Origin of the sequence: Kitasatospora albolonga (assembly GCF_039535905.1) — a bacterium.
GTDB lineage: Bacteria > Actinomycetota > Actinomycetes > Streptomycetales > Streptomycetaceae > Kitasatospora > Kitasatospora albolonga.
The window spans coordinates 26,293-46,785 of the sequence record NZ_BAAAYB010000074.1; the positions used below are offsets into that span (position 1 = coordinate 26,293).

8 protein-coding genes, 1 tRNA gene and 3 pseudogenes are annotated in these 20,493 nt (G+C 70.9%); 4 read left to right on the forward strand and 8 right to left on the reverse strand.

All coding sequences use genetic code 11. The features are described 5' to 3' along the window. Positions 1–231: 231 nt before the first annotated feature. The 5 genes from ABD946_RS17945 to ABD946_RS17965 all read right to left on the reverse strand — a co-directional run bounded on the left by ABD946_RS17945 (position 232) and on the right by ABD946_RS17965 (position 6,705). Positions 232–1,515: a chitinase gene (locus ABD946_RS17945; RefSeq protein WP_345284753.1), complete on the reverse strand. Its 1,284-nt coding sequence runs from the start codon at positions 1,513–1,515 to the stop codon at positions 232–234. 259 nt (positions 1,516–1,774) lie between these two features. Continuing rightward, positions 1,775–3,157 (reverse strand): sensor histidine kinase, encoded by a 1,383-nt coding sequence (locus ABD946_RS17950; protein WP_345284755.1) that lies wholly within the window; start codon positions 3,155–3,157, stop codon positions 1,775–1,777. Further along, complete coding sequence (locus tag ABD946_RS17955) at positions 3,154–3,837, reverse strand: response regulator transcription factor (protein ID WP_345284757.1); 684 nt, start codon at positions 3,835–3,837, stop codon at positions 3,154–3,156. Before ABD946_RS17955 ends, ABD946_RS17950 begins: the two co-directional genes overlap by 4 nt. A gap of 50 nt (positions 3,838–3,887) precedes the next feature. Beyond that, the gene (locus tag ABD946_RS17960; RefSeq protein WP_345284759.1) at positions 3,888–5,549 is read right to left on the reverse strand and encodes an AMP-binding protein; all 1,662 of its coding nucleotides are present in this window, start codon (positions 5,547–5,549) and stop codon (positions 3,888–3,890) included. A gap of 178 nt (positions 5,550–5,727) precedes the next feature. Continuing rightward, positions 5,728–6,705: an Lrp/AsnC family transcriptional regulator gene (locus tag ABD946_RS17965; protein ID WP_345284761.1), complete on the reverse strand. Its 978-nt coding sequence runs from the start codon at positions 6,703–6,705 to the stop codon at positions 5,728–5,730. A 212-nt stretch (positions 6,706–6,917) separates the two neighbouring features. Here ABD946_RS17965 and ABD946_RS17970 point away from each other — a divergent pair, with 212 nt between their 5' ends. Further along, positions 6,918–9,575 carry an MFS transporter gene (locus tag ABD946_RS17970; RefSeq protein ID WP_345284763.1) on the forward strand — a complete coding sequence of 886 codons (2,658 nt, stop codon included), beginning with the start codon at positions 6,918–6,920 and terminating at the stop codon, positions 9,573–9,575. Between the two features lie 62 nt (positions 9,576–9,637). On the opposite strand, the gene ABD946_RS17975 is transcribed toward ABD946_RS17970, so the two are convergent. From ABD946_RS17975 to ABD946_RS18000, 3 genes and pseudogenes are all read right to left on the reverse strand, one after another. Then, positions 9,638–11,530 carry a helix-turn-helix domain-containing protein gene (locus ABD946_RS17975; protein WP_345284765.1) on the reverse strand — a complete coding sequence of 631 codons (1,893 nt, stop codon included), beginning with the start codon at positions 11,528–11,530 and terminating at the stop codon, positions 9,638–9,640. 104 nt (positions 11,531–11,634) lie between these two features. Continuing rightward, positions 11,635–14,450 (reverse strand): annotated as a pseudogene (locus ABD946_RS42775) (molybdopterin-dependent oxidoreductase). Continuing rightward, positions 14,447–15,282, reverse strand: a pseudogene (locus ABD946_RS18000) (FAD binding domain-containing protein). Before ABD946_RS18000 ends, ABD946_RS42775 begins: the two co-directional pseudogenes overlap by 4 nt. A gap of 472 nt (positions 15,283–15,754) precedes the next feature. Here ABD946_RS18000 and ABD946_RS18005 point away from each other — a divergent pair. The 3 genes and pseudogenes from ABD946_RS18005 to ABD946_RS18015 all read left to right on the forward strand — a co-directional run. Further along, a pseudogene (locus tag ABD946_RS18005) lies at positions 15,755–16,071 on the forward strand (DNA-binding response regulator); the annotation flags it as partial. Positions 16,072–16,091: 20 nt separating this feature from the next. Further along, positions 16,092–16,172: transfer RNA gene (locus tag ABD946_RS18010), tRNA-Ala, on the forward strand. 2,891 nt (positions 16,173–19,063) lie between these two features. Next, positions 19,064–20,323, forward strand: coding sequence for a hypothetical protein (locus tag ABD946_RS18015; RefSeq protein WP_425558649.1), 1,260 nt, complete (start codon positions 19,064–19,066; stop codon positions 20,321–20,323). The last annotated feature ends 170 nt before the right edge of the window (positions 20,324–20,493 follow it).

Below are 20,493 nucleotides of genomic sequence, written 5' to 3' on the forward strand. Positions count from 1 at the left end.
GCGGAGTGCTGAACCGTTTCGGCTCCGCTCCCGCTCCCTAGGCTCCTGTCCGCCGGGGTGCTTCCTCCCCCGGCGCCGAGCACTCGTCCCCCGAGGAGTCCCCGTGCGTCTTCGTCGTGCCCTCCGCTCAACCACCGCCCTGCTCATGGCCTTCGGAGGCATCGGCCTGATGACCGCCACACCGGCCGTCGCCGACCCCTACGGCCTCTACGGGACGGCGGCGCCGCGCGGTCAGCAGGCGCCGTTGTCCGCCCACACGCCCCACTGGCCGCTGAGCGTCGGGTCCTCGTTCAGGGTCCACCACTTGTTGGTCCAGTAGTGGCCCTTCCAGGAGACCTTGGTGCCGGCGGTGGCGTAGGTGGTGGTCGCGCTCCAGCTCGGCGCGGCCGTGCAACTGCCGCCGGACGGGCTCGGACTGGGGCTGCCGCTGCTGCTCGGTGACGGGCTGGGGGTGCTGGTGGGCGGGGTCGCCCCGGCGAACTTCACGGTGAACTTGGTGAAGTCCCAGTCGTTCTGCACCACGCTCGAACAGGCACCGGACAGGCCCGGGTCCACCGTGCCCGGGCACTGGCGGTCGCGGTTGACGGACCAGTAGGTGTAGCGGGCCAGCCGGTGCGCGGTCGCGAAGTCCAGCACCGTCTGGAAGTCGGCCTGCCGGAAGTACTCGGCGGCGTCGGTGCGGCCGTTCATCAGCGACACGCCCTCGTGCGCGTACGCCGTCGCCTCGCTCCAGCCGAAGGTGGACTGCAGGATGCCGTTGAACTTCACCAGCGCGTCGGTCTGCGCCGCGGCGCCGTTGAAGCCGCCGTCGAACGGCATGATCGAGTAGTTGTCGGGAGTGAAGCCCTGCGACTTCGCCTCCAGCAGCATCTGGGTGCCGAACCAGCCCGTGCCGGCGTTGGTCCCGGCCGTGGTGATGGAGATGTAGATGCCCGGGTTGTTCTGCTGCAGGATCCGGGCCGCGCCGATCTCGTTGTGGATCGCGGCGGTGTTCTCGTACTCCGGCTCCTCCAGGTCGAAGTCGATGGCCTTGAGGCCGTACTTGGTCACCACCTTCTGGTAGGCGGCGGCGGTCGCCTCCGGGGTACCACAGGTCTGGCCGAGCTTGGTGCCGCCGTAGCCGCCGACCGAGACCGAGACGTCACCGCCCTTGTTCCGGATGGTCTGGATCACGGCGGGCATGGTGGTGTCCGTGTCGATCGAGGACGTGCCGCCCCAGGCGGGGCTGCAACTGCTGCCCTGGGCCAGGATGAAGGCCAGCTGGAACGCCTTCTGGCCGGTCGCGTCCATCACCGCGGCGGCGTTCGGCGGGCTGTTGTCCTCGGGCATCAGGTACGGCGCGGAGGCGTACCAGTTGGAGCCGATCCCGGCGGCGGCGTTCGCCGTGCCGGTCGTGGTGACCGCGGTGGCCGCGCCGGCCAGCAGTCCGAAGACCGACAGGGCGACGGCGAGGACGCGGCGGGGCCGGCGGGCGGGTGCGGGCGCGGGGGCATGTGGGGGTAGTACGCGTTCCATCGGAGACCTCTCCAGGAGGCGGCGAGGACATCGGCCCGGACGCGCGGATGTGGGGGCGCGCGGCCGGGTCAACGGTCGGGTACCAGGCCGAAGTTGACGTGACTGCCCACTGGTATAGACCTGTGCTGCGCCACCGTCAAGCCCTGACGGGCGATCGGGGCGCCGGCCGTGCCGACTCCTCAAAGCGCAGGTCAACGGCGGGTCAAGAGGGCCCCACGACCGCTGCGGCGACGCCCTTCCGGCCCCCGGGCACCCTTCGTCAACGTCCCGTCCGGGGCTCGGTCCTGAGCCCGATCCGGACCCTGAGGCCGCCGCCCGGGGCCTCCGCCAGGGTGGCGGTTCCGCCGTCGTCGGTGACCAGTTGGCGCACGATGGCCAGCCCCAGGCCGGAGCCGGTGCGGCCGGTGAGGCCCTGGCCGCGCCAGAAGCGGTCGAAGGCCCGGGAGCGTTCGGCCTCGGACATGCCCGGGCCCTGGTCGAGCACGTCCAGCAGCACCTGGTCGCCCGGGCGCGCGGTGAGGCGCACCGTGATGGTGGAGCCGTCCGGGGACACCTCCAGGGCGTTGGAGAGCACGTTGTCCAGCACCTGGTCGAGGTTGCCGGGCCCGGCCAGCACGCGCGGCAGGTCGTCCGCGTCCCCCGACAGCGCGATGGTCACCCCGCGCTCCTCCGCCGCCGGGCGCCAGACCGCCAGGCGCTCGGCCACCAACTCCCGCAGCACCAGAGGCTCCGGGGCGGAGACCTTGGCCTCCGCCCTGGCCAGCACCAGCAGGCCGCTGACCAGTCGGCTCATCCGGACCACCTCGGCGGTGGCCTGCTCCACGTCCTCCCGGACGAACTCGTCGTCCACGCCGTCGGCGATGTTGTCCAGCGACAGGCGCAGCGCGGTGAGCGGGGTGCGCAGCTGGTGGGAGGCGTCGGCGACGAAGATGCGCTGGGAGGCGACCAGGGTGTCCAGCCGCTCGGCGCCCTGGTTGAGGGTCAGGGCGAGCGTCCTGGTCTCCTGCGGTCCGGTGACCGGGGAGCGTGCGGTCAGGTCACCGGCACCGAACCGGCTGGCCATCTCGTTGAGTTGGCGCAGCGGGCGGGTGAGCAGGCGGGCCACGATGGCACCGAGCCCGGCGGCGACGGCCAGGACACCGACGGCGAGGACCGCGCGGAAGCCCCAGATCCGCCAGAGCCGGTCGGTGAGGTCGGCGGTGGCGTAGCGGATCCGCACCGCACCGGCGACCGCACCGCCGTCCGGCGCCCGGGCCGGGACGGTGACGACCAGTTCGGGGCCCCAGACCAGCCGCGAGCCCCAGTCCACCGTGGTGCGGCCCTCGCTGACGGCTCGTCGGAGCGCCTCGTCGGCCGGCTGCCCCGGGCGGGGCAGGGTGTCCACCGCTCCGCCGTCGGCGGCCACCACCTCCACCCGACCCGGGGTCTCCTCGGCGTAGGCGCCGGCGAGCCGGGAAAGCGCTTGCCTGGCCGGCTGGTCTCCCGCGCCGAGCAGCAGCGCCATGGTGGTGGCCTCGCGGCGCACCGACTCCTCGGTGTCACCGCGCAGCTGAGCCGTCAGGGTGAAGGCGACCGGGACGGTGAAGGCGGCCAGCGCGACCGCCACCAGCAGCACGTAACTGAGGATCAGCCGGCGGATCACGGCGCGCCGTCCGCCACCACCAGCCGGAAGCCCACGCCGCGGACCGCCTCGATCACCACCGCTCCGGCGAGCTTGCGGCGCAGTGCGGCCACGTGCACGTCCAGGGTCTTGGTCGGGCCGAACCAGTTGGCGTCCCAGACCGCCTCCATGATCTGCTCACGGCTCATCAACGCGCCGGGCTCCTCGGTGAGGAAGGCGAGCAGGTCGTACTCCTTGGGCGCGAGGGCGACCTCGGTGCCGTCCAGGTGCACCCGCGCCGCCCGGCGGTCCACGGTGAGCCGGCTGCCGTACCGGTCGGGGCCGCTCTCGGCGCCGTTGGCGGGGCGGGGCTGGACCCGGCGCATCACCGCCCTGATCCGGGCGATCACCTCGCGGACCCCGAAGGGCTTGGAGACGTAGTCGTCCGCGCCCAGCTCCAGCCCCACCACGCGGTCGGTCTCGTCGCTGCGGGCGCTGATGACGATGATCGGCACCGTGCCCCGGGCCCGCAGCTCCTTGCACACGTCCAGCCCGTCGGTGTCGGGCAGCCCGAGGTCGAGCAGCACCAGGTCGTAGGGCTCCGCGACGGTCAGCGCCGCCTGGCCGGTCGCGACCCACTCCACCTCGAACCCGTAGCGCAGCAGGCCCCGCCGAAGCGACTGGGCGACCGGCTCGTCATCCTCCACCAGCAGTACACGCACGTGGATCACCCTAACCGGGCAGCGCCGCGCACCCCGGACGGGGACCGCCCTCAGGCGTGCTCGGCGCCGGCCTCGCGGTGCAGGCCGAGCAGCTCGATCGCCTCCTCCCGCATCTCCACCTTGCGGATCTTGCCGGTGACGGTCATCGGGTACTCCTCCACCAGGTGGACGTAGCGCGGGACCTTGTGCCGGGCGATCCGGCCCTCGCAGTAGGCCCGCAGCGTCTCGGGGGTCAACTCGGGCGCGCCGGGGCGGAGTCGGACCCAGGCCATCAGCTCCTCGCCGTACTTGGCGTCCGGCACCCCGATCACCTGGGCGTCCAGGACGTCGGGGTGGGTGTACAGGAACTCCTCGATCTCGCGCGGGTAGAGGTTCTCGCCGCCCCGGATGACCATGTCCTTGATCCGGCCGGTGATGTTGAGGTAGCCCTCCTCGTCCATCACCGCCAGGTCCCCGGTGCGCATCCAGCCCTCGGCGTCCACCGCCTCGGCGGTGCGCTCGGGGTCGTTCCAGTAACCGAGCATCACCGAGTAGCCGCGGGTGCGGAGTTCGCCGTGGGTGCCGCGCGGGACGGTCTCGCCGGTGAGCGGGTCGACCACCTTGACCGTCAGGTGCGGGCCGACCCGGCCGACGGTGGAGACCCGGCGCTCCAGCGTGTCGTCCAGGCGGGTCTGGGTGGAGACCGGAGAGGTCTCGGTCATGCCGTAGCAGATCGAGACGTCACGCATGCCCATCCGCTCGACCACCTGCTTCATCACCTCGACCGGGCAGGGCGAGCCCGCCATGATGCCGGTGCGCAGGCTGCTCAGGTCGTGCTCCTCGAAGGTGGGGTCGTTGAGCTCGGCGATGAACATGGTCGGCACGCCGTACAGCGAGGTGCAGCGCTCGGCTGCGACCGCGCGCAGGGTCGCGGCCGGCTCGAAGCCGGGGGCCGGGATGACGACGCAGGCGCCGTGGGTCAGGGCCGCGAGATTGGCCATCACCATGCCGAAGCAGTGGTAGAACGGCACCGGGGCGCAGATCCTGTCCTGCTCGGTGTAGCCGCAGAGCTCACCGACGAAGTGACCGTTGTTCAGGATGTTGCGGTGCGAGAGCGTGGCGCCCTTCGGGAAGCCGGTGGTGCCCGAGGTGTACTGGATGTTGATCGGCTGCCCGGCGGCCAGGCCGACCGCCACCGCTGCCAAGCGGGCGCGGCTGTCGCGGTCCGCCGGGTCGGTGCCGACCAGCTCCCGCCAGCCGTCCGTGCCGATCAGCACGACGTCCTTCAGCTCGGGGCAGGCCGGGCGGGCCGCAGTCAGCATGGCCGTGTAGTCGGAGGTCTTGAACGAGGGCGCGGCGACCACGGTGCGGATGCCCGACTGGCGGAGCACGTACTCGAGTTCGTGGCTGCGGTAGCCGGGGTTGACCGTCACCAGCACCGCGCCGATCCGGGCCGTGGCGTACTGGGTGAACACCCACTCCGGGCAGTTGGGCGCCCAGATCCCGACCCGGTCGCCGGGCAGCACCCCGAGCCCGAGCAGCCCTAGCGCCACCCGGTCCACCTCGTCGGCGAGTTGACGGTACGTCCAGCGGCGCCCGCTCGGCACGTCCACCAGAGCCTCGCGGTCGGGGTGGGCCCGGAGCGTGCGGTCGAAGGCCTCCCCGATGGTGACCTCCAGCAGCGGGCTCTCCGTGGGGCCGGTGCTGATGCTGGGCTGGGGGGCCGTCGGCATGCGGGACTCCTGGGCTCGTTCGGACTGCTCCTCGGACGGACGATCACCGAGTCTAGGCAGCCGTGACCGGAGCACGCCATCCCTGTGCAGGGGCGACGGATCGGCACGCGCCGTGGGTTGACGGCCCGTCAAGCGCCGCAGGTCGACGGCCCGTCAGCCGGAACCGTACGTACGCCCGTCAGCCTCCCGGCCCGGCCGCCCGCCCGGCGCGCTTGTAGCTGCGCAGCAGGAGTGCGGTGTCGACCGGATGCGTGGTGCCGGCGAACGCCCGGGTGGAGAAGGCGTCCAGCTCGGCCATGGTGCGGTGGCTGGAGTAGCCGAGCAGGCTGTGCGCGCCGGTGGTCAGGGCCAGGTGGCGGACCGCCGGCTCCCGGCCGAGGGCGCGCAGGACCTCGTCGCGCTCGGCGGGCGGGGCGGCCAGCCGGAACCGGCACTCGACCGGGAAGCCGAGCACCTCCGGCTCGGCGTGCAGCCGCAGGTGCAGCACGTGGGAGCCCATCAGCCGGGCCAGCCGGCGCCGCGCGGTGGTCTCGCCGACCCGGAGCTCGCGGGCCAGCCGGGTCATCGACATCCGGGCGTCGTCCTGCAGCAGGGCCACCAGCTGCTCGTCCAGCTCGTCCACCGCGATCGGCTCGGGCAGCGGGCGGCCTTCGCTGACCGCCCGCCGCGGCTCGGTGGGCTCGTCGTCGAAGGGTGCCCAGTCGTTGGCGGTGAGCAGCAGGCGGACCAGGACCTCGGAGTGCACGCCGGTGACGCCGTCCAGGCGCCCGATCGAGGTGACCGCCTCCAGCAGCCGGCGCCGGTCGGGGAGGGTGAGTTCGACGTAGACGTCCGGGGCGCCGGTGGCGACCTCCACCGAGTTGGTGTCCGGGCGGCGGGCCAGGGCCAGCGCGGTGTCGTGGAGCCGGTCCGGTGCGCAGCGCACCGCCAGTTCGGCGACCAGCGCGTCCCCGAGGAAGTCGCGGATGAGGAGCGCGGTGAAGCGCACCCGCCCGCTGGAGGTGAGGCGGTCGAGCCTGCGGGCGACGGTCCGCTCGTGGATGCCGAGGGCCGCCGCGACCTCGGCGAGCGGTGCCCTGGGGCTGCGGCGCAGCAGGCGCAGGATCGCCAGGTCGGTGGGGTCCGGGAGCTCCTCTCCCGGCAGGGTGCGGTCCATGGCTCCTCCTGCTCCGCGCCGGGCGCCGGACCACGGCGCCGTCGACCCCGTGATTGCCGGATTCCCGCACCCGGCCGACCCGAGATGCCGCTTCCACCCGACCTCCGGTCCAGATCTTGCCCGGTATTCCGCCCCGGGTCCACATTGACAGCCTGTTTCCGCCACCCCCACCGGCGGCCCCCGGCCGCCTCTCGAGAACAGGTGCCCCGCAGATGACCGAGACCACCGCACCGGCCGGGAGAGCGGCCAGAGCCCTGACCCTCCCGGCCGTCCTGGCCGGCGTGGCCGTCGTCGAGCTGACCAGCGGCATCACCCAGGGGTTCCTCTCCCCGGTGCTCAGGTCGCTGACCTCCGTGCTGCACGTGACGGCGGCTCAGCTGAACTGGCTGAGCATCGCGAACCTGCTGGCCAGCGTCGCCTTCACCCCCGTCCTGTCCCGGCTGGGCGATCTGCACGGCCACCGTCGGGTGCTGCGCTGGAACCTCGGGATCGTGCTGGCGGGTTCGCTGATGGTCGGCGCGGGCCGGTCCTTCGGCGTGCTGCTGGCCGGCCAGGTGCTCCAGGGCGCGTTCGCGGGCTTCTTCCCGCTGCTGATGGGGATCCTGCGCGGACGCGGCACGGCGGCCGAGAGCCGGCGGGGCGTCAGCCTGATGGTCACCGCGCTGGTCGGCGGCCTCTCGGTCGGCCTGCTGGCCAGTGGTCTGATCGCCCGTCACGTCGACAGCCCGACGGCGGCGCTCTGGCTCCCCGCGGTGGCGGTGTCCTTGGCCCTGCTGGTCACCTGGCCGCTGCTGCCGGAGAGCGGGCACCGGCCCGGCGGACGGGTGGACTGGGCCGGCGGGGCGCTGTTGAGCGCGGGCATGGTGGCGGTGATGCTGGGGCTCGGCCAGGGCGGCATGCCGGGCTGGGCCTGGGGATCGGGGCGGACCCTCGGCTGCCTGCTGGGCGGCGCCGCACTGCTGGTGGTGTGGACGGCGGTGGAGCGCCGGACGGCCGAGCCGATGATCGACGTGCGGATGTTCGCCCGGCGCGGGGTCACCGTGGTCTCGCTGGTCACCGTGGCCTTCTCGTTCTGCATGATCGGTCTCCAGGTCGCCAACGCGGTCTTCCTCGGCACCGACGCCGCCGGGAACGGCTACGGGATGGGCCTGGACCCGCTCGGGGTCGCCGCTGCCTCGCTGCCCGGGATGCTGGCGATCGCGGCCGGTGCGCTGGCCGCGCCCGCGGTCGCCCGGGCCGTCTCCGACCGGGGTGCCCTGGTGCTCGGTTCGCTGCTGATGGCCGCCGGGTACGGCGCGCTGGCGCTGCGGCACGACTCGCTCCCGCTCTTCCTGCTGCTCAGCGTCGTCTCCGGGATCGGCACGGGCTTCCTCCAGCAGTCGACCCGGGCCCTCGCGGTGGAGTCGGTCCCGCAGGACCGCACCTCGGTCGGCTCCGGGCATCAACGAGCTGCTGATCAACGTCGGCGGTTCGCTCGGGGCGGCCGTCGTCCTCTCGGTGTTCGCCGCCCGCCACCGCCGCCGGGCAGGTCCTGCCGGCGCTGTCCGCCTACACCACGGCCTGGTGGCTGTCGGCCGCCGTCGCGGGCGCGGGCGCCCTGCTGGCGCTGCTGTACCGGCAGCCCGCCGCCGACCGGCGCTGACCCCGCACCCCTCCGCCCCTTCCGACCTCCAGGAGTCCCCATGACCACCGAGCCGGCCACCCTCCGCTCGCGCACCCGGACCAGGCTGACCGCCCGTCAGGACGACGTGCTGGCGCTGAGCCACAGCCTGCACGCCGAGCCCGAACTCGCCTACGAGGAGCACCGGTCGGCAGCGAAGATCGCCGACCTGATGGAGGCCTCGGGCTTCGAGGTGGACCGCGGGGTGTGCGGCCTGCCGACCGCCTTCACCGCCACGGCGGGCCGCGGCGACCTGGTGATCGGCATCTGCGCGGAGTACGACGCCCTCCCCGGCATCGGCCACGCCTGCGGTCACAACGTGAACGGCGCCGCCTCGGTGGCGGCGGCGCTGGCGCTGGCCGCGGTGGCCGACGAGATCGGCGTCACCGTGAAGCTGCTGGGCACCCCGGCGGAGGAGTCCGGCGGCGGGAAGGTCGACCTGCTGAACGGCGGCGCCTTCGACGACGTGGCGGCCGCGATGATGGTGCACGCCGCCCCCGAGGACGGCGTCGGGATGACCTCGCTGGCGATCAGCAGCTGGCAGGTGCGCTACACGGGGCCCCGCGCACGCCGCGGCGATGCCGCACCGGGGCGTCAACGCGGCCGACGCCATGACGCTGGCCCAGGTCGCGATCGGACTGCAGCGCCAGCAGATGGTGCCGGGCGGCGTGGGTGCACGGCGTGGTCACCTCGGCGGGCGAGGCCGCGAACGTCATCCCAGCCCTGGCCACCGCCTCGTACGACTGCCGGGCCCGCGACCGCGGAGGACCTCCGGGAGGTCCCAGCGCGCGGTCCGGGCCTGCTTCGAGGCCGGGGCGCTGGCCACCGGGGCGGAGCTCGACTGCGCGGTGTCGGGCACGACTACGCCGACCTGCGCCAGGACGCCGCGATGTGCGGGCTCTACACCGAGGCCGCCGCACTGCTCGGCCGCACGGCGGCCCCCGCCGCCCCCGGCATCCCGGGCGGGCTCCACCGACATGGGCAACGTCTCCCACCTGGTGCGACCATCCACCCGATGATCGGCTACGGCACCGGCGACACGATCATGCACCACCCCGACTTCACCCGGTACGGGACCGGCGACGGCGCCGACCGCGCGGTCCTGGACGGCGGCCTGGCGATGGCCTGGACCGCCCTCGCCCTGGCCACCGACGACGGGCACCGCGCCCGCCTGCTCGACCGGCTTGCCGCGCGGACCACGGCCGCGTAGCCCGCGCGGCACCTGACGACGCGTCGGTCTGACCCACTCCGGTGGGGCGGGCCGACGCGTCGTCATGCCTCGACGGAGCAGAGCAGGGCCGCGCGCAGGTCCATCCGGTGTTCCAGCTGGGTGAGGCTGCGGCCGGTGAGCTCCTCGATCCGGCGGATCCGGTAGTGCACCGTGTTCACGTGGATGTGCAGGGCCTCGGCGGTGCGGGACCAGGAGGCGTTGTGCCGCAGGAAGGTGTCCAGGGTGTTGAGCAGCGAGACCGGGTTGGCCCGGTCGTGGGCGGCCAGCGGGGCCAGCAGGCGACGGCGGAAGGCGGCCCGCACCTCCGGCGGGATGCCGCCCAACAGGGCGGCGAGGGAGCCGAGTTCGGCACTGCTGCCGACGGCGCCCCCGGCGCCCGAGGCCAGCGCGTAGCGGGCCTGCACCAGGGCCGCGGCCAGCTCGGCCCGCTCCGGCTCGGTGGTCGGGCCCACGCCGGCGCGCAGCGGCCCGCGGCCGGCCAGGCGGCTCTCGAAGCGGGGCCAGACGGCGCGCAGGGCCGCCGTGACCTCGGCGGCTGGTGCAGCCACCAGTGCGACGGCGCAGCCCCGGCCGGGGCGGGCGGCGGTGCCGTGGGGCGGTGCGTCGGCGTGCGGCCGCGCCGCCTCCGGTGCGCCAGCGGCGCCGGCGGCGGGCGCGGTCCCGAACGGGCCCACCTCCGACGCGGACGCACCGAACGCGGACGCACCGAACGGGCTCGCACCGAACGGGCTCGGCTCGACAGGGCCCGACTCGATACGGCTCGCCTCGTACGGAGAGGCGGCCGGGTGGGGCGACTCCGGGGCGGCGGCGAACGGCACGCCCGCCAGGTGCAGCGCCTCGGCGAGGGCGGCGACGGCCCATCCCTCCGGGGCGCCCTCGGCTCGGACCACCACCGGGGTGAGCGCTTTCCGGGCCGGGAGCCGACAGAGCGTCAGGGCCTCGGCCAGACCGGGCCCGCCGTCCGGGCCGAGCAGCCCGACCAGGCGGGCGGCGGTGCGGCGTTGGGCGGCCGTGGTCGCCCTGGCCCGGGCGGCCGAGGGGGCCAGAAGCTCGGCCAGGCCCAGCAGCAGGGTGCGGACGGACGGGCCCGGTTCGACGGCGGTCCGCAGCAGCCAGCCGTCGAAGGGGGTGTCCCCGGGCGGGCCGACCGGGACCGCGCCGCCGCCCCGACCACCGCCCAGCGTGGCGACCACCTCGGCCTCCGCCTCCTCCGAGGAGGCGGCCAGCACCCGCCCGGAGCCGGTGAGCAGCGCACAGCCCGGCAGTCCGAGCCGGTTCACCGCGCGCGCCAGCACCTCCCCCAGCACGGCGTCGCGCACCGGGGCCGTGCCCGCCTCCGCACCTCCCGACGGTCCGTCAACCACCGCCCCAGCACCGACCGCACCCCCGCTCTGGCCCCCGGCCGCACCACCGCCCGGGCCCATGACCGCGCCCCCGCCCGGGCCGTCGACCGCCGCGCGGGCGGCCGCGCCGAGCAGTGCCAGCAGGTCCTTGCGGACCGCCGCCAGCAGGGCGGCCGCGCCCTCCTCCGGGGCACCGAGCTCGCCCCAGAGCCGCAGGTACACGCGGTCGGTGACGGCCCGGAAGCTGGTGCCGGCCGGGACGGAGAGCAGCGGGACGCCGTGCAGGCGGCAGGCCTCGGCCAGCTCGGGCGGGACGGCGCCGTGGGTGCCCTCGCCCGCCAGCAGGGCGGCGGCGCCCGCGCTGCGCAGCGCGTTGGCGAAGCGCAGCGCGGCCGAGGCGGCGGCCGGGCCGTCCTCGGGGCGCCACCAGACCAGCCCGGTGAGCACCAGCTCGCCGCGCTGGAGGTAGCGGGCCGGGTCCTGGAGGTCGGTGGAGGTGACTCCGGTGACCTCGGTGGCCAGTAGCTCGGGGGTCGCCCAGGCCGCTTCGATGTGCAGGTCGGCCAGGTCCAGCAGGTCCCCGACGATCATGTGGTGCTCCTTGTGCTCCGCGCCCTGGCCCACTCTCGCCGATGCCAGGAGATCACGCAGTTCTGCATGGTAGATGCAAGCGGCCGAACCGTCTTTCCCTCTTGTCACTTCCTCCGAGCGACCGCCCCGTCCGCCGCCCCCGCCTCGGAGGCGCGCACAGTCCGGCCCCCTTCGCGGGCCTCGTGCAGCGCCCGCCAGACCTTGTCCCGCAGGAACGGCGCCTCGGTGAAGCGGATGCCGGTGGCGTCGCGCAGTGCGTTCGCGAAGGCCGGCGGCACCGGGTTGAACGGGCTCTCCGACATCGACTTGGCGCCCAGCGGTCCGATGGCGTCGGAGGTCTCGCTGAAGTGCACCTCGGTGCGCGGCACATCGGCGAAGGCGGGCAGCCGGTAGCGGCGGAAGGCGGCCGTGGTCACCTCGCCCCGCCCGTCCAGCAGCACCTGCTCGAAGAGCGTCGCGCCGAGCGCCTGCGCCACCCCGCCCTCCACCTGGCCCCGGCACTGCAGCGGGTTCATCACCTTGCCCGCGTCGGCGCCGTGGACGCTGCGCAGGATGCGGATCTCCCCGGTGTCCGGGTCGACGGCGATCCGGAACCACTGCGAGTTGAAGGCCACCGAGCGCGGCGAGCCGCCGAAGTGCCCGTCGGCCCGCAGCTCCACGCCCCGTCCGCGCGCGGCCTCGAACACCTCCTTGAGCGGCACCGTCCGCCCGTCGCACTCCACCGCCTCCGCGCCCAGCCGGACCTGGCTGCGCGGCCTGCGGGCGTACTCGGCCGTGAAGCTGACGATCTGTTCGGCCAGCGCGTTGGCGGCCTTCATCACCGCCTTCCCCGCCACCACCGTGCCCGCGGAGCCGAACGCCCCGGTGTCGTGCTTGACGACGTCGGTGTCCGACTGCCGGATGCCGATCCGGTCGACCGTGGTGCCCAGCGCGCCGGCGGTGATCTGCTTGTGCACGGTGGTGGTGCCGTTGCCGAACTCGGCGGTGCCGACCGCGATGTCGTACGTCCCGTCCTCCAGCAGCTTCACCGTGGCGTCGGCGATGTGGCCGCCGGGCGGGCCACAGGCGATGGCGGCCATGGCGAAGCCCTGGCCCACCAGCCAGCCCTCGGGGGCGAGTTCGGCGCTGGTGTCCCCGGCGAGGGCGTCGCGCGCACCACGTTCAGGCACTGGTCCAGGCCGTAGCTGGCGATGTGCAGGTCCTCCTCCTCGCCGAGCGGGCCCTCCATGTGCTCGCCCGGCCCGATGATGTTCCGCTCCCTCAACTCCAGCGGGTCGAGGCCGAGTCGGCGGGCCAGCTCGTCCATCGCCGACTCCACCGCGAAGGTGACCTGGCCGAGCCCGTAGCCGCGGAAGGCCCCCGGCCGGCACGCCGTTGGTGTAGACGGAGTAGGCCTCCACCTTCTTGTGCGGGGCCCGGTACACGCCCATCGACTCGCCGATGCTGTGGAACATCACCGCAGGGCCGTGGTTGCCGTACGCCCCGGTGTTGGAGACCACCCGGTACTGCAGGGCCGTCAGGGTGCCGTCCCGCTTGGCGCCGAGCTTCACCGTGATCCGGAACGGGTGCCGGGTGGTGGCGCCGTAGAACTGCTCGGCCCGGGTGAACTCCAGCTTCACCGGCCGGTGCAGGCGCATCGCGGCGAAGACCGCGATGTCCCTCGGTGAGCATCTCCTGCTTGCCGCCGAACCCGCCGCCGACCCGCCCGGCCACCACCCGTACCTTCTCCAGCGGCAGGTCGAACAGGTCGCACAGCGCCCGCCGGGTCAGGAACGGCACCTGGGTGGAGGAGCGCACCACGATCCGCTCCTCCCCGCCGGGCTCCTCGCTCTCCTCGAAGTACGCGAGGCAGCCGTGCGTCTCCAGGCTGGCGTGCTGCACCCGTTGGGTCCGGAAGGTCTCCTCGTACACCAGGTCCGCCTCGGCGAACCCCTGCTCCACGCTGCCCCAGCTCGCCGTGCGCCTCGCCGCAGACGTTGCTCTCCGCCCGGGCGATCCGCGACTCCGGGCCCTTGGGGTGGATCACCGGTGCGCCGGGCAGCATGGCCTCCTCCGGGTCCAGCACGTACGGGAGTTGCTCGTACTCGACCACGATCCGCCGGCAGCCCTCCTCGGCCGCGCCCCTCGGTCTCGGCCACCACGGCGGCGACCCGCTGGGCCGACGAAGCGGACCACGTCGTCCAGCAGCCGGGTGTCGTCCGGATCCTCGGTGGGGTGCTCGTGCCGGGCCGAGGAGTACAGCTTGGCCGGTGCGTCCTCGTGGGTGAACACGCCCACCACGCCGGGCACCCGGCGGGCGGCCGAGGTGTCGATCGAGAGGATCCGGGCGTGCGGGTGCGGGGAGCGCAGCAGCTTCATGTGCAGCAGGCCCTCCACCTCCACGTCGAAGGTGTACCGGGCCGTCCCGGTCACCACCTGCGGGCCGGCGGGGGCACGAGGCTGCGCCCCCACCGCCTTGCCCGCGCACGGGAGTTCGGTGTGCCGGACACCGTTCACCGCGTCCTCGATCGCCCGGTACCCGGTGCAGCGGCAGAGGTTGCCCTTGAGCGCCCTCGGCAGGTCGGCCTTCTTCTCCTCGTCGAAGGCCTCGGCGGAGGTGGTCATCAGGAAGCCGGCGGTGCAGAATCCGCACTGGAAGCCCTGGGCGTCGAGGAACCTCTGCTGCACCGGGTGGAGTTCGCCGCCCTCGGCCCAGGCCCTCGACGGTGGTGACGTACGCCCCCTCGGCGCGCACCGCCGGGTAGAGGCAGCTGTGCACCGGCTGCCCGTCCACCTGGACGGTGCAGGCACCGCAGTCCCCCGCGTCGCAGCCCTTCTTGACGCCGAACCAGCCGCGCTCGCGCAGATAGGTGCGCAGGCACTGGCCTCCCCGCGGCTCCGCGTCGAAGTCCTGCCCGTTGACCCGGACGCGATAGCTCATCGCGCGGCCTCCTCGTTCCCGTCGTTCAGCTCTCTGCGGATCTCCTCGGCGTGACGCAGCGTCATGTGCCGTCGCCAGTCCGGGAGTCCGTGGATGTCGTCGAAGTACTCGTCGCCCCGGATGCCGTCCTCCACCGCCTCCCGGACGGCCGCCGCGTTGGGCTCCGGCGGGAACCAGAAGCGGAACGGGCGGACGGTGGAGGCGGTGACGGTCAGGGTGAGGGACCCGTCCTGCGGGTCGCGGGCACCGATCACCAGCACGCCCGAGCGGCCGAGGCCGTAGAGCGAGGACTGCCGGAAGGCGGTGTCGCGCCGCCAGCGCCCGGGCCGGCAGGCTGATCGAGCGCAGCAGCTCACCGGGCTCGCGGACGGTCCGTCCGGCGCCGACCACGAACTCGGCCACCGGGACGCACCGGTACCCGCCGTTCTGACCGCGCAGCAGACAGACGCCGTCCAGCGCGGCGGTCAGCGAGATCATCGGCCCGGCCGGCAGCCCGTTGCAGAGGTTGCCGCCGACGGTGGCGAGGTTCCAGATCTTCCAGGAGGCCAGGAAGGCCCGGCAGCACTGCTCCACCAGCGGCGCGGCCCGCCAGTCGGCGTCCTTCCCGTACGCGGACAGCTCGGCGACGGTGCAGGTGGCAGCGATCTCCAGTCCACCCTCGGGCGTCCGCGCCAGCGGCCTGCCAGCCCATCGGCTGAGATCGACCAGGCGCCGCAGGTGGGGCTGCGGCTCGGAGAACAGGTAGGTGCCCGCCGCCCAGCCAGGCATCGCCGGGCCGCCAGCTCCCGTAGCGGCGGGCGTCGCACACCTCCGTCACCGTGTGCAGGTCCATGCGGCGCTCCTCCCGTCCCCGGCTTGTCGTCCCTGACCTGCCGTCAGAGCGATTGAAGCCCTCGGGCCGAGCGGGGGGACGAGTGGGCCGTGACACCAGGCCAGGCGGTCTTGCCTGGGTGATCCTCCAGCACCGGCCACACCGGAGCGCCCCCGGTTCCGAATCCCCTGGAACCGTTGCCGCGTCGGCGGGCAGTAGCGCGTCTGACGGATATCGGCGACTCCCTGCGGGACGACCTGCCCTTTCAGTTGGGGGGCCATCCCTCGAAAGTCTAGGGAAGGGGACATCGCGTTTGTTGGTGATGCTGCTCCGCGTGTATTTGTCTTTTTCCCGGGTTTTCGTACGTTTTTTCTTTATCACTTCCGGTGTTTCCCCTTCTTCTTCTTTCCTCTGTCCCATCTACCTCCCGTTGTCCGCCTTCCCTTTCCCCTTCTGCCAGCTTTCCCTTTCTTCACTTTTTTTCTTTTCTCGCTTTCGTGCCGAGACGGTCAGCGCCCAGCGGCTCGCCGAGATCATCCGGGCCGTGCACGCCGGCAACAAACCGTTTACGTGGACCGCGAGTTGGTGGCCGACGCGATCTCCGCCGGGGACTCCCCGCTGACCGCCCGGGAGGCGAGGTGCTGATGTTCGCGGCCGACAGGGCGCCCCCATCCGCGGAGATCGCCGAACGTGCCGCGCCTCTCCCCAGGGAACGGTCCCGTAACTACTCTCCGCGGCGGGCCGCGAAGCTCGGTGGCGGAGAACCGCACACGGCAGTGCGTCCTCGCCCGCGAGCGAGGTTGGGTATAGTGGTCTCCCGCTAGGCGCATGCGTACTGGCTCATTGTGGTAGAGGGCATATCACCTTGCCCAAGGTAGGGTCGCGTAGTTCGAATCTCGTCGTCCGCTCCATGCAAGAATGCCCCCGGTCGATCCGACCGGGGGCTTCCTTCGTGTCCTAGTGCCAGCGGCTGCCGGTGAGCACTCGTTACGCCTCCAGGTACTTGCCGCGGGTGCGTCCACCTCACGTCCTGACGGAGGCTGGCGGGCGGCTGCTCGCATCTTGCGGTCCCACCCGGACCCGGGCGAGGTCAGCGCCGTCCCGGACGAAACTGCTTGTCGTACGACGGCTGGGCGTGGCCCCCTCGCCAGGTCGGCCGGCCCAGAATCGGGAGGAGTCCGGGGTCGCACCATCGTCCGCGATGAGATCAGCCGCTCACTCCGGACTCGGTCGCCTCGAAGCCGACTCGAACTTGGTGTCGGCGAGGAATGATGCCGCGGTCACGGGCGGATGTTCCCGGGCCCGGCTTAGACGGCGAGGGTGTCTGGCGGAGGTGGGCGCGTGTGCGGGCCGACCTGGCGGCACCTCTCTAGTGAACGTTTCTCGTCGTGGTCGCCGACGCGGCCTTGGTGGCCGGGTGAGATCGGCGCGGGAGCTCGGGCGCGTCGGTGAGGCCCTCGTGGGGGCGGGCCGCAGACGTGGCGGGTCCTGGCTTGGTACTCGGCGAGGCCGATCCGGGAGTAGCCGCGGGGCGGATGAGAGAAGGGGCGGAAAAAAAAGGAAGAGGAGAGAAAAGAAGAAAGGGACAAGGGCAGAGGAGAGGTAGGAGGGACGAAAGCAGGGAGAGGAGAGAGAAAAGAGGGAGGATAATGGAGGGAAACCGTGTACTGGGTTAGGGATTCAGGGTTGAAAAAGAAAAAGGGTGTACGTCTTCCGGGAGCGTGCGAGGGGGGAGAGATGTGGAGATGGGCGAGAGCGAAGCAAAAGAGGGCCGTGGGGAGAAGCCAGTGGAGGAGGAGAGAGGGAAGAAACAAGGGCACGACTAAAGGTAGGCGAACGAAGCGGCGGGAGGGAAAGGAAAGAGGGACGGTCTAGAGCCGAGGGAAGCGAGAAGCGAGAAGCCGTAGCCGACGGACGCAGGCGGGGCGAGAAGAAAGGAGGGGGACATAGAGTAAGGAGAAGAGGGAGCGAGAGCGGTCGTACGCGAACGGAAGCCGGGAGGGAATGGGGGGGTGTGAGGGTTGAGGGTAATCAAGGGTATTGGAAGGGGCAAGGGGCGCAGAGGTAGGGGAGCGGAGTGAGACGGGGGGAAGAGTGGGAGAGGGAGAGGGCGAATTGGAAGGGATGAGACAAGGATGGATGAGCCTGAGATGGGGGGTGAGGAGGAGCAGACTGTCAGAGGAGAACAGTGACCGATAGAGAGCGTGAGAATAAGGGAGAGAGGATAAGAAGACGATGGAAGGGAATGGGAAGCGTGCCGTTGGGTAACCGGGGACGAGCGCCAGTGAGCTATGAGGAGGCTTGCCACGGGAGTTCATACAGGGGGCGGCCGAGACAGCTGAGCTTAGTCGCAAGTCGAAGAAGACGTAAGGCGCGATGGCGATCGAAACCCGGGGGGGGTTGGGTGGGCGGGTGGTGTGGCGAGCAGGGAGAAGTAAGGGGAGGAATCAGAGAGGCGAGCGGACGAAGTAGCGTGAAGATGTCATGACCGGAACGGTGAGCGAGGGGAGGGGTCGGAGGGTAACGAGAATCGCCATATGGGGCACGTGGAGAGAGGATGTTGTGTAGAGGTGATGTGGGAGGGACTAACCCTTGGGGGGCGGGGTGGCGAAGCGGAAGGGGCGAGGAAGGCGAGGCGTGGGCGATGGATAAGAACAGTGTTGATATGATAAGTAGCGGGGGAGGAGCGAGCTGGCATCTGTGTGCGTGCGGGGATGGGGGAGTGGTGGAGCATTCGTGGTGTGTGGAGGGGGGACAAGTGGAAGGGAGAGCTTGAGAAATGGATAAGAAAAGCGTGTCGGCCACTCGAGCATGAAGGAGAGGAGAACGTGCGTGTGAATGCGTGGAAAGGCGGCATCGGGGATGTGGAACTGGAAAGCAGGCATGACGAGAGCCGATGTCGTGGAGGTGGGAAGGAGATGGGCAGATCTTTGATAAGAGGGGAAAGCGATAGGGAGATTAGGTGGGAGCGGTAACAAGCATGAGGGGGTAGGTCAGCGGAGTGGGCCTCGAAGAGACGAAGCGGATGGCTGTAAGCAAGAGCGAGGTCGGGAAATGTAGATGATTGCGGTTGGCTGGAGGAAAGGGATAATGAGAAGTACGAGGCGGAGGAAGGGAAATGGAAACGTAACAAAAAGGGGAGAAGCAAAAAGAGCAGAGGACGACGCGCGGAGAGCGAAGCAAGGATGGGGAGAGAGCGAGGCCGAAAGGAAGGAGAACGCACCGAGAGAAGCGAAACTGCACGAAGGGAGAAAATCCGGGCGGACAGAGGGATGTTGGAGACTGGGCGAGAGAATTCGTAATCGGTCGGGTGCGCCACCCGCGGAGCTATCGGGAAGAGGGAGTGAGCTGAGAGGAGTGGTGAAGGCAAGGGGAAATGCCGTGCGGAGAGATCGGAGGGCTGAATCAGGGGGAGGAAGGAGGATGCCGGGTCGTAAGTGGGTATTGGCTTCAATGCTAGAGTAGACGTGAAAACGTAATGTGAGTAGAGTGGAACAATAGGTGACAGGGGACAAGGGGCGCGAAGAGATCACAGGTGTCAAGATGGTCGCGGAAGTGCGCGCAATACAGAGTGAAGGTGTAGTAGGTCGAGTGGGGAGAATGGCGACCCCAGCGACGAAGAAGAGCAGCAGATGGGGAAGAGGCCGAGACGATACGAAGAGGTGGAGGAGATGGCATGGGCGGGGGGGAGGGGGAGGAGGGGTGGATGTACGCGTTGAATACGAAGAGAATGGTAGGGTGAAAAGAAGAGCGGCTGGGGGAAGAAAGGAGGGAGAGGGGGGAAGAAGAGAAGAGAGAGAAGATGGAGGGGACGGAGGGGAAGGAGAGGAAGGAAACGGGGGGAGGAGGAAGGGGAGGGGGGAGGAGGGGGAGAGGAGGAGAGGAAGAAAGAGGGAAAAGGGAGGGAAAAGAAAAGAGGAGAAGGGGGGGGGGGGAGAGAGGAAGGGGAAGAAGAGAAGAGGGAAGAGAAGGGAGGAGAGGGGAGGGAGGGAGAGAGGGGGGGAAGGGAGAGGGAGGAAGGGAGGGAGGAGGGGGGGAGAGAGGGAGGAAGGAAGGGAAGGAGGGAGAGGAGAGAAAGGGAGAGGAGAAGGGAAGGGGAGAAGGAAGGGGAAGAAAGAGGGGAAGAAAGAGGGGAAGGAAGGGGGGGGGGGGGGAGAAAGGGGGGAGGGAAGAGAGGGGGGAGGGAAAGGAGGGGAAAGAGGAAAGGAGGAAGAGAGGAAAGAGGAAGAGGGGGGGGGAAGAAGGAAGGAGGGAAAAGGGGAGAAAGAGGAAGGAGGAGGGGAGGAAGAGAGAGAAGGAAGAGGGGGGGAGGGGGAGGGAGAGAGAAGGAAGGGAGAGGAGGAGAGAGGGAGAAGAGGAGGGAAGAGAGGAGGGGAGAGGGGGAAGAGGAGAAGAAGGGGGGAGAGAAGGAAAAAGAAGAAAGAAAAAGAGAGAGAGGAGGGGGGAGAGAAAGGGGAGAGGAGGAGAAGGGGGAGGGGAGGAGAGAAGAAAGAAGGGAGAGGGAGAAAAGGGAGGGGAAAAAAGGAGGGGGGGGGGAGGAGGGGGAGAGGAAGAAGGGAGGAGGAAAGGAGAGGGAGAAGGGGAGGAGGGGAGGAGGAGGGGAGAGAAAAGGGGAGGAGGGAGGGCGGAGAGGGGGGGGGAGGAAGAGAGGGGAAGAGAGGAGAAGGAGAGGGAGAGGGGGAAGAAGGGAGAGAGAAGGAGAGGAGAGAGGGAGAGGAGGGGGAAGAAGGGAGGAAGGGGGAAGGGAAAGAGGGGGAAGGGAAAGGAAAGGGGAGGGGGGAGGGGAGGAGAAAGAGAAGAGAAGGGAGGGGAAGAGGGAGAGGAAGAGAGGAGGGGGGGGAGAGAAGAGAAGGAGGAGAGGGAAGAGAAAAGGAGGGGGAAAGGAGAAGAAGGGAGGGGAGAAGGAAGAGAACGAGGGGGGGGGGAGGGGAGAAGAGAAAGAGGAAGGAGGGGAGGAGGAGGAAAAAGGGGAAGGGAAAGGGGTAAGAAGGGGAAAGAGAGGAGGGGGGAAAGGGAGAGAGGACCGCACTCGACCGGGGCCATCCGCAGCGACTTGCAATGAGGTGCGGCCCTCCCAGTCGGCGGGGCACGGGCTTAGCCTCGGTGAGAGCACGGTGGGTTTGGGCCGAGATCGGCGAGCTGGTCGAACCACCACCGCGACAGCTGTGGACCCGGCCCTTGTCGGGGATCTAGTCGGCACACCCAGTCGTTTCATTAGTTTGTTGTAAGGTA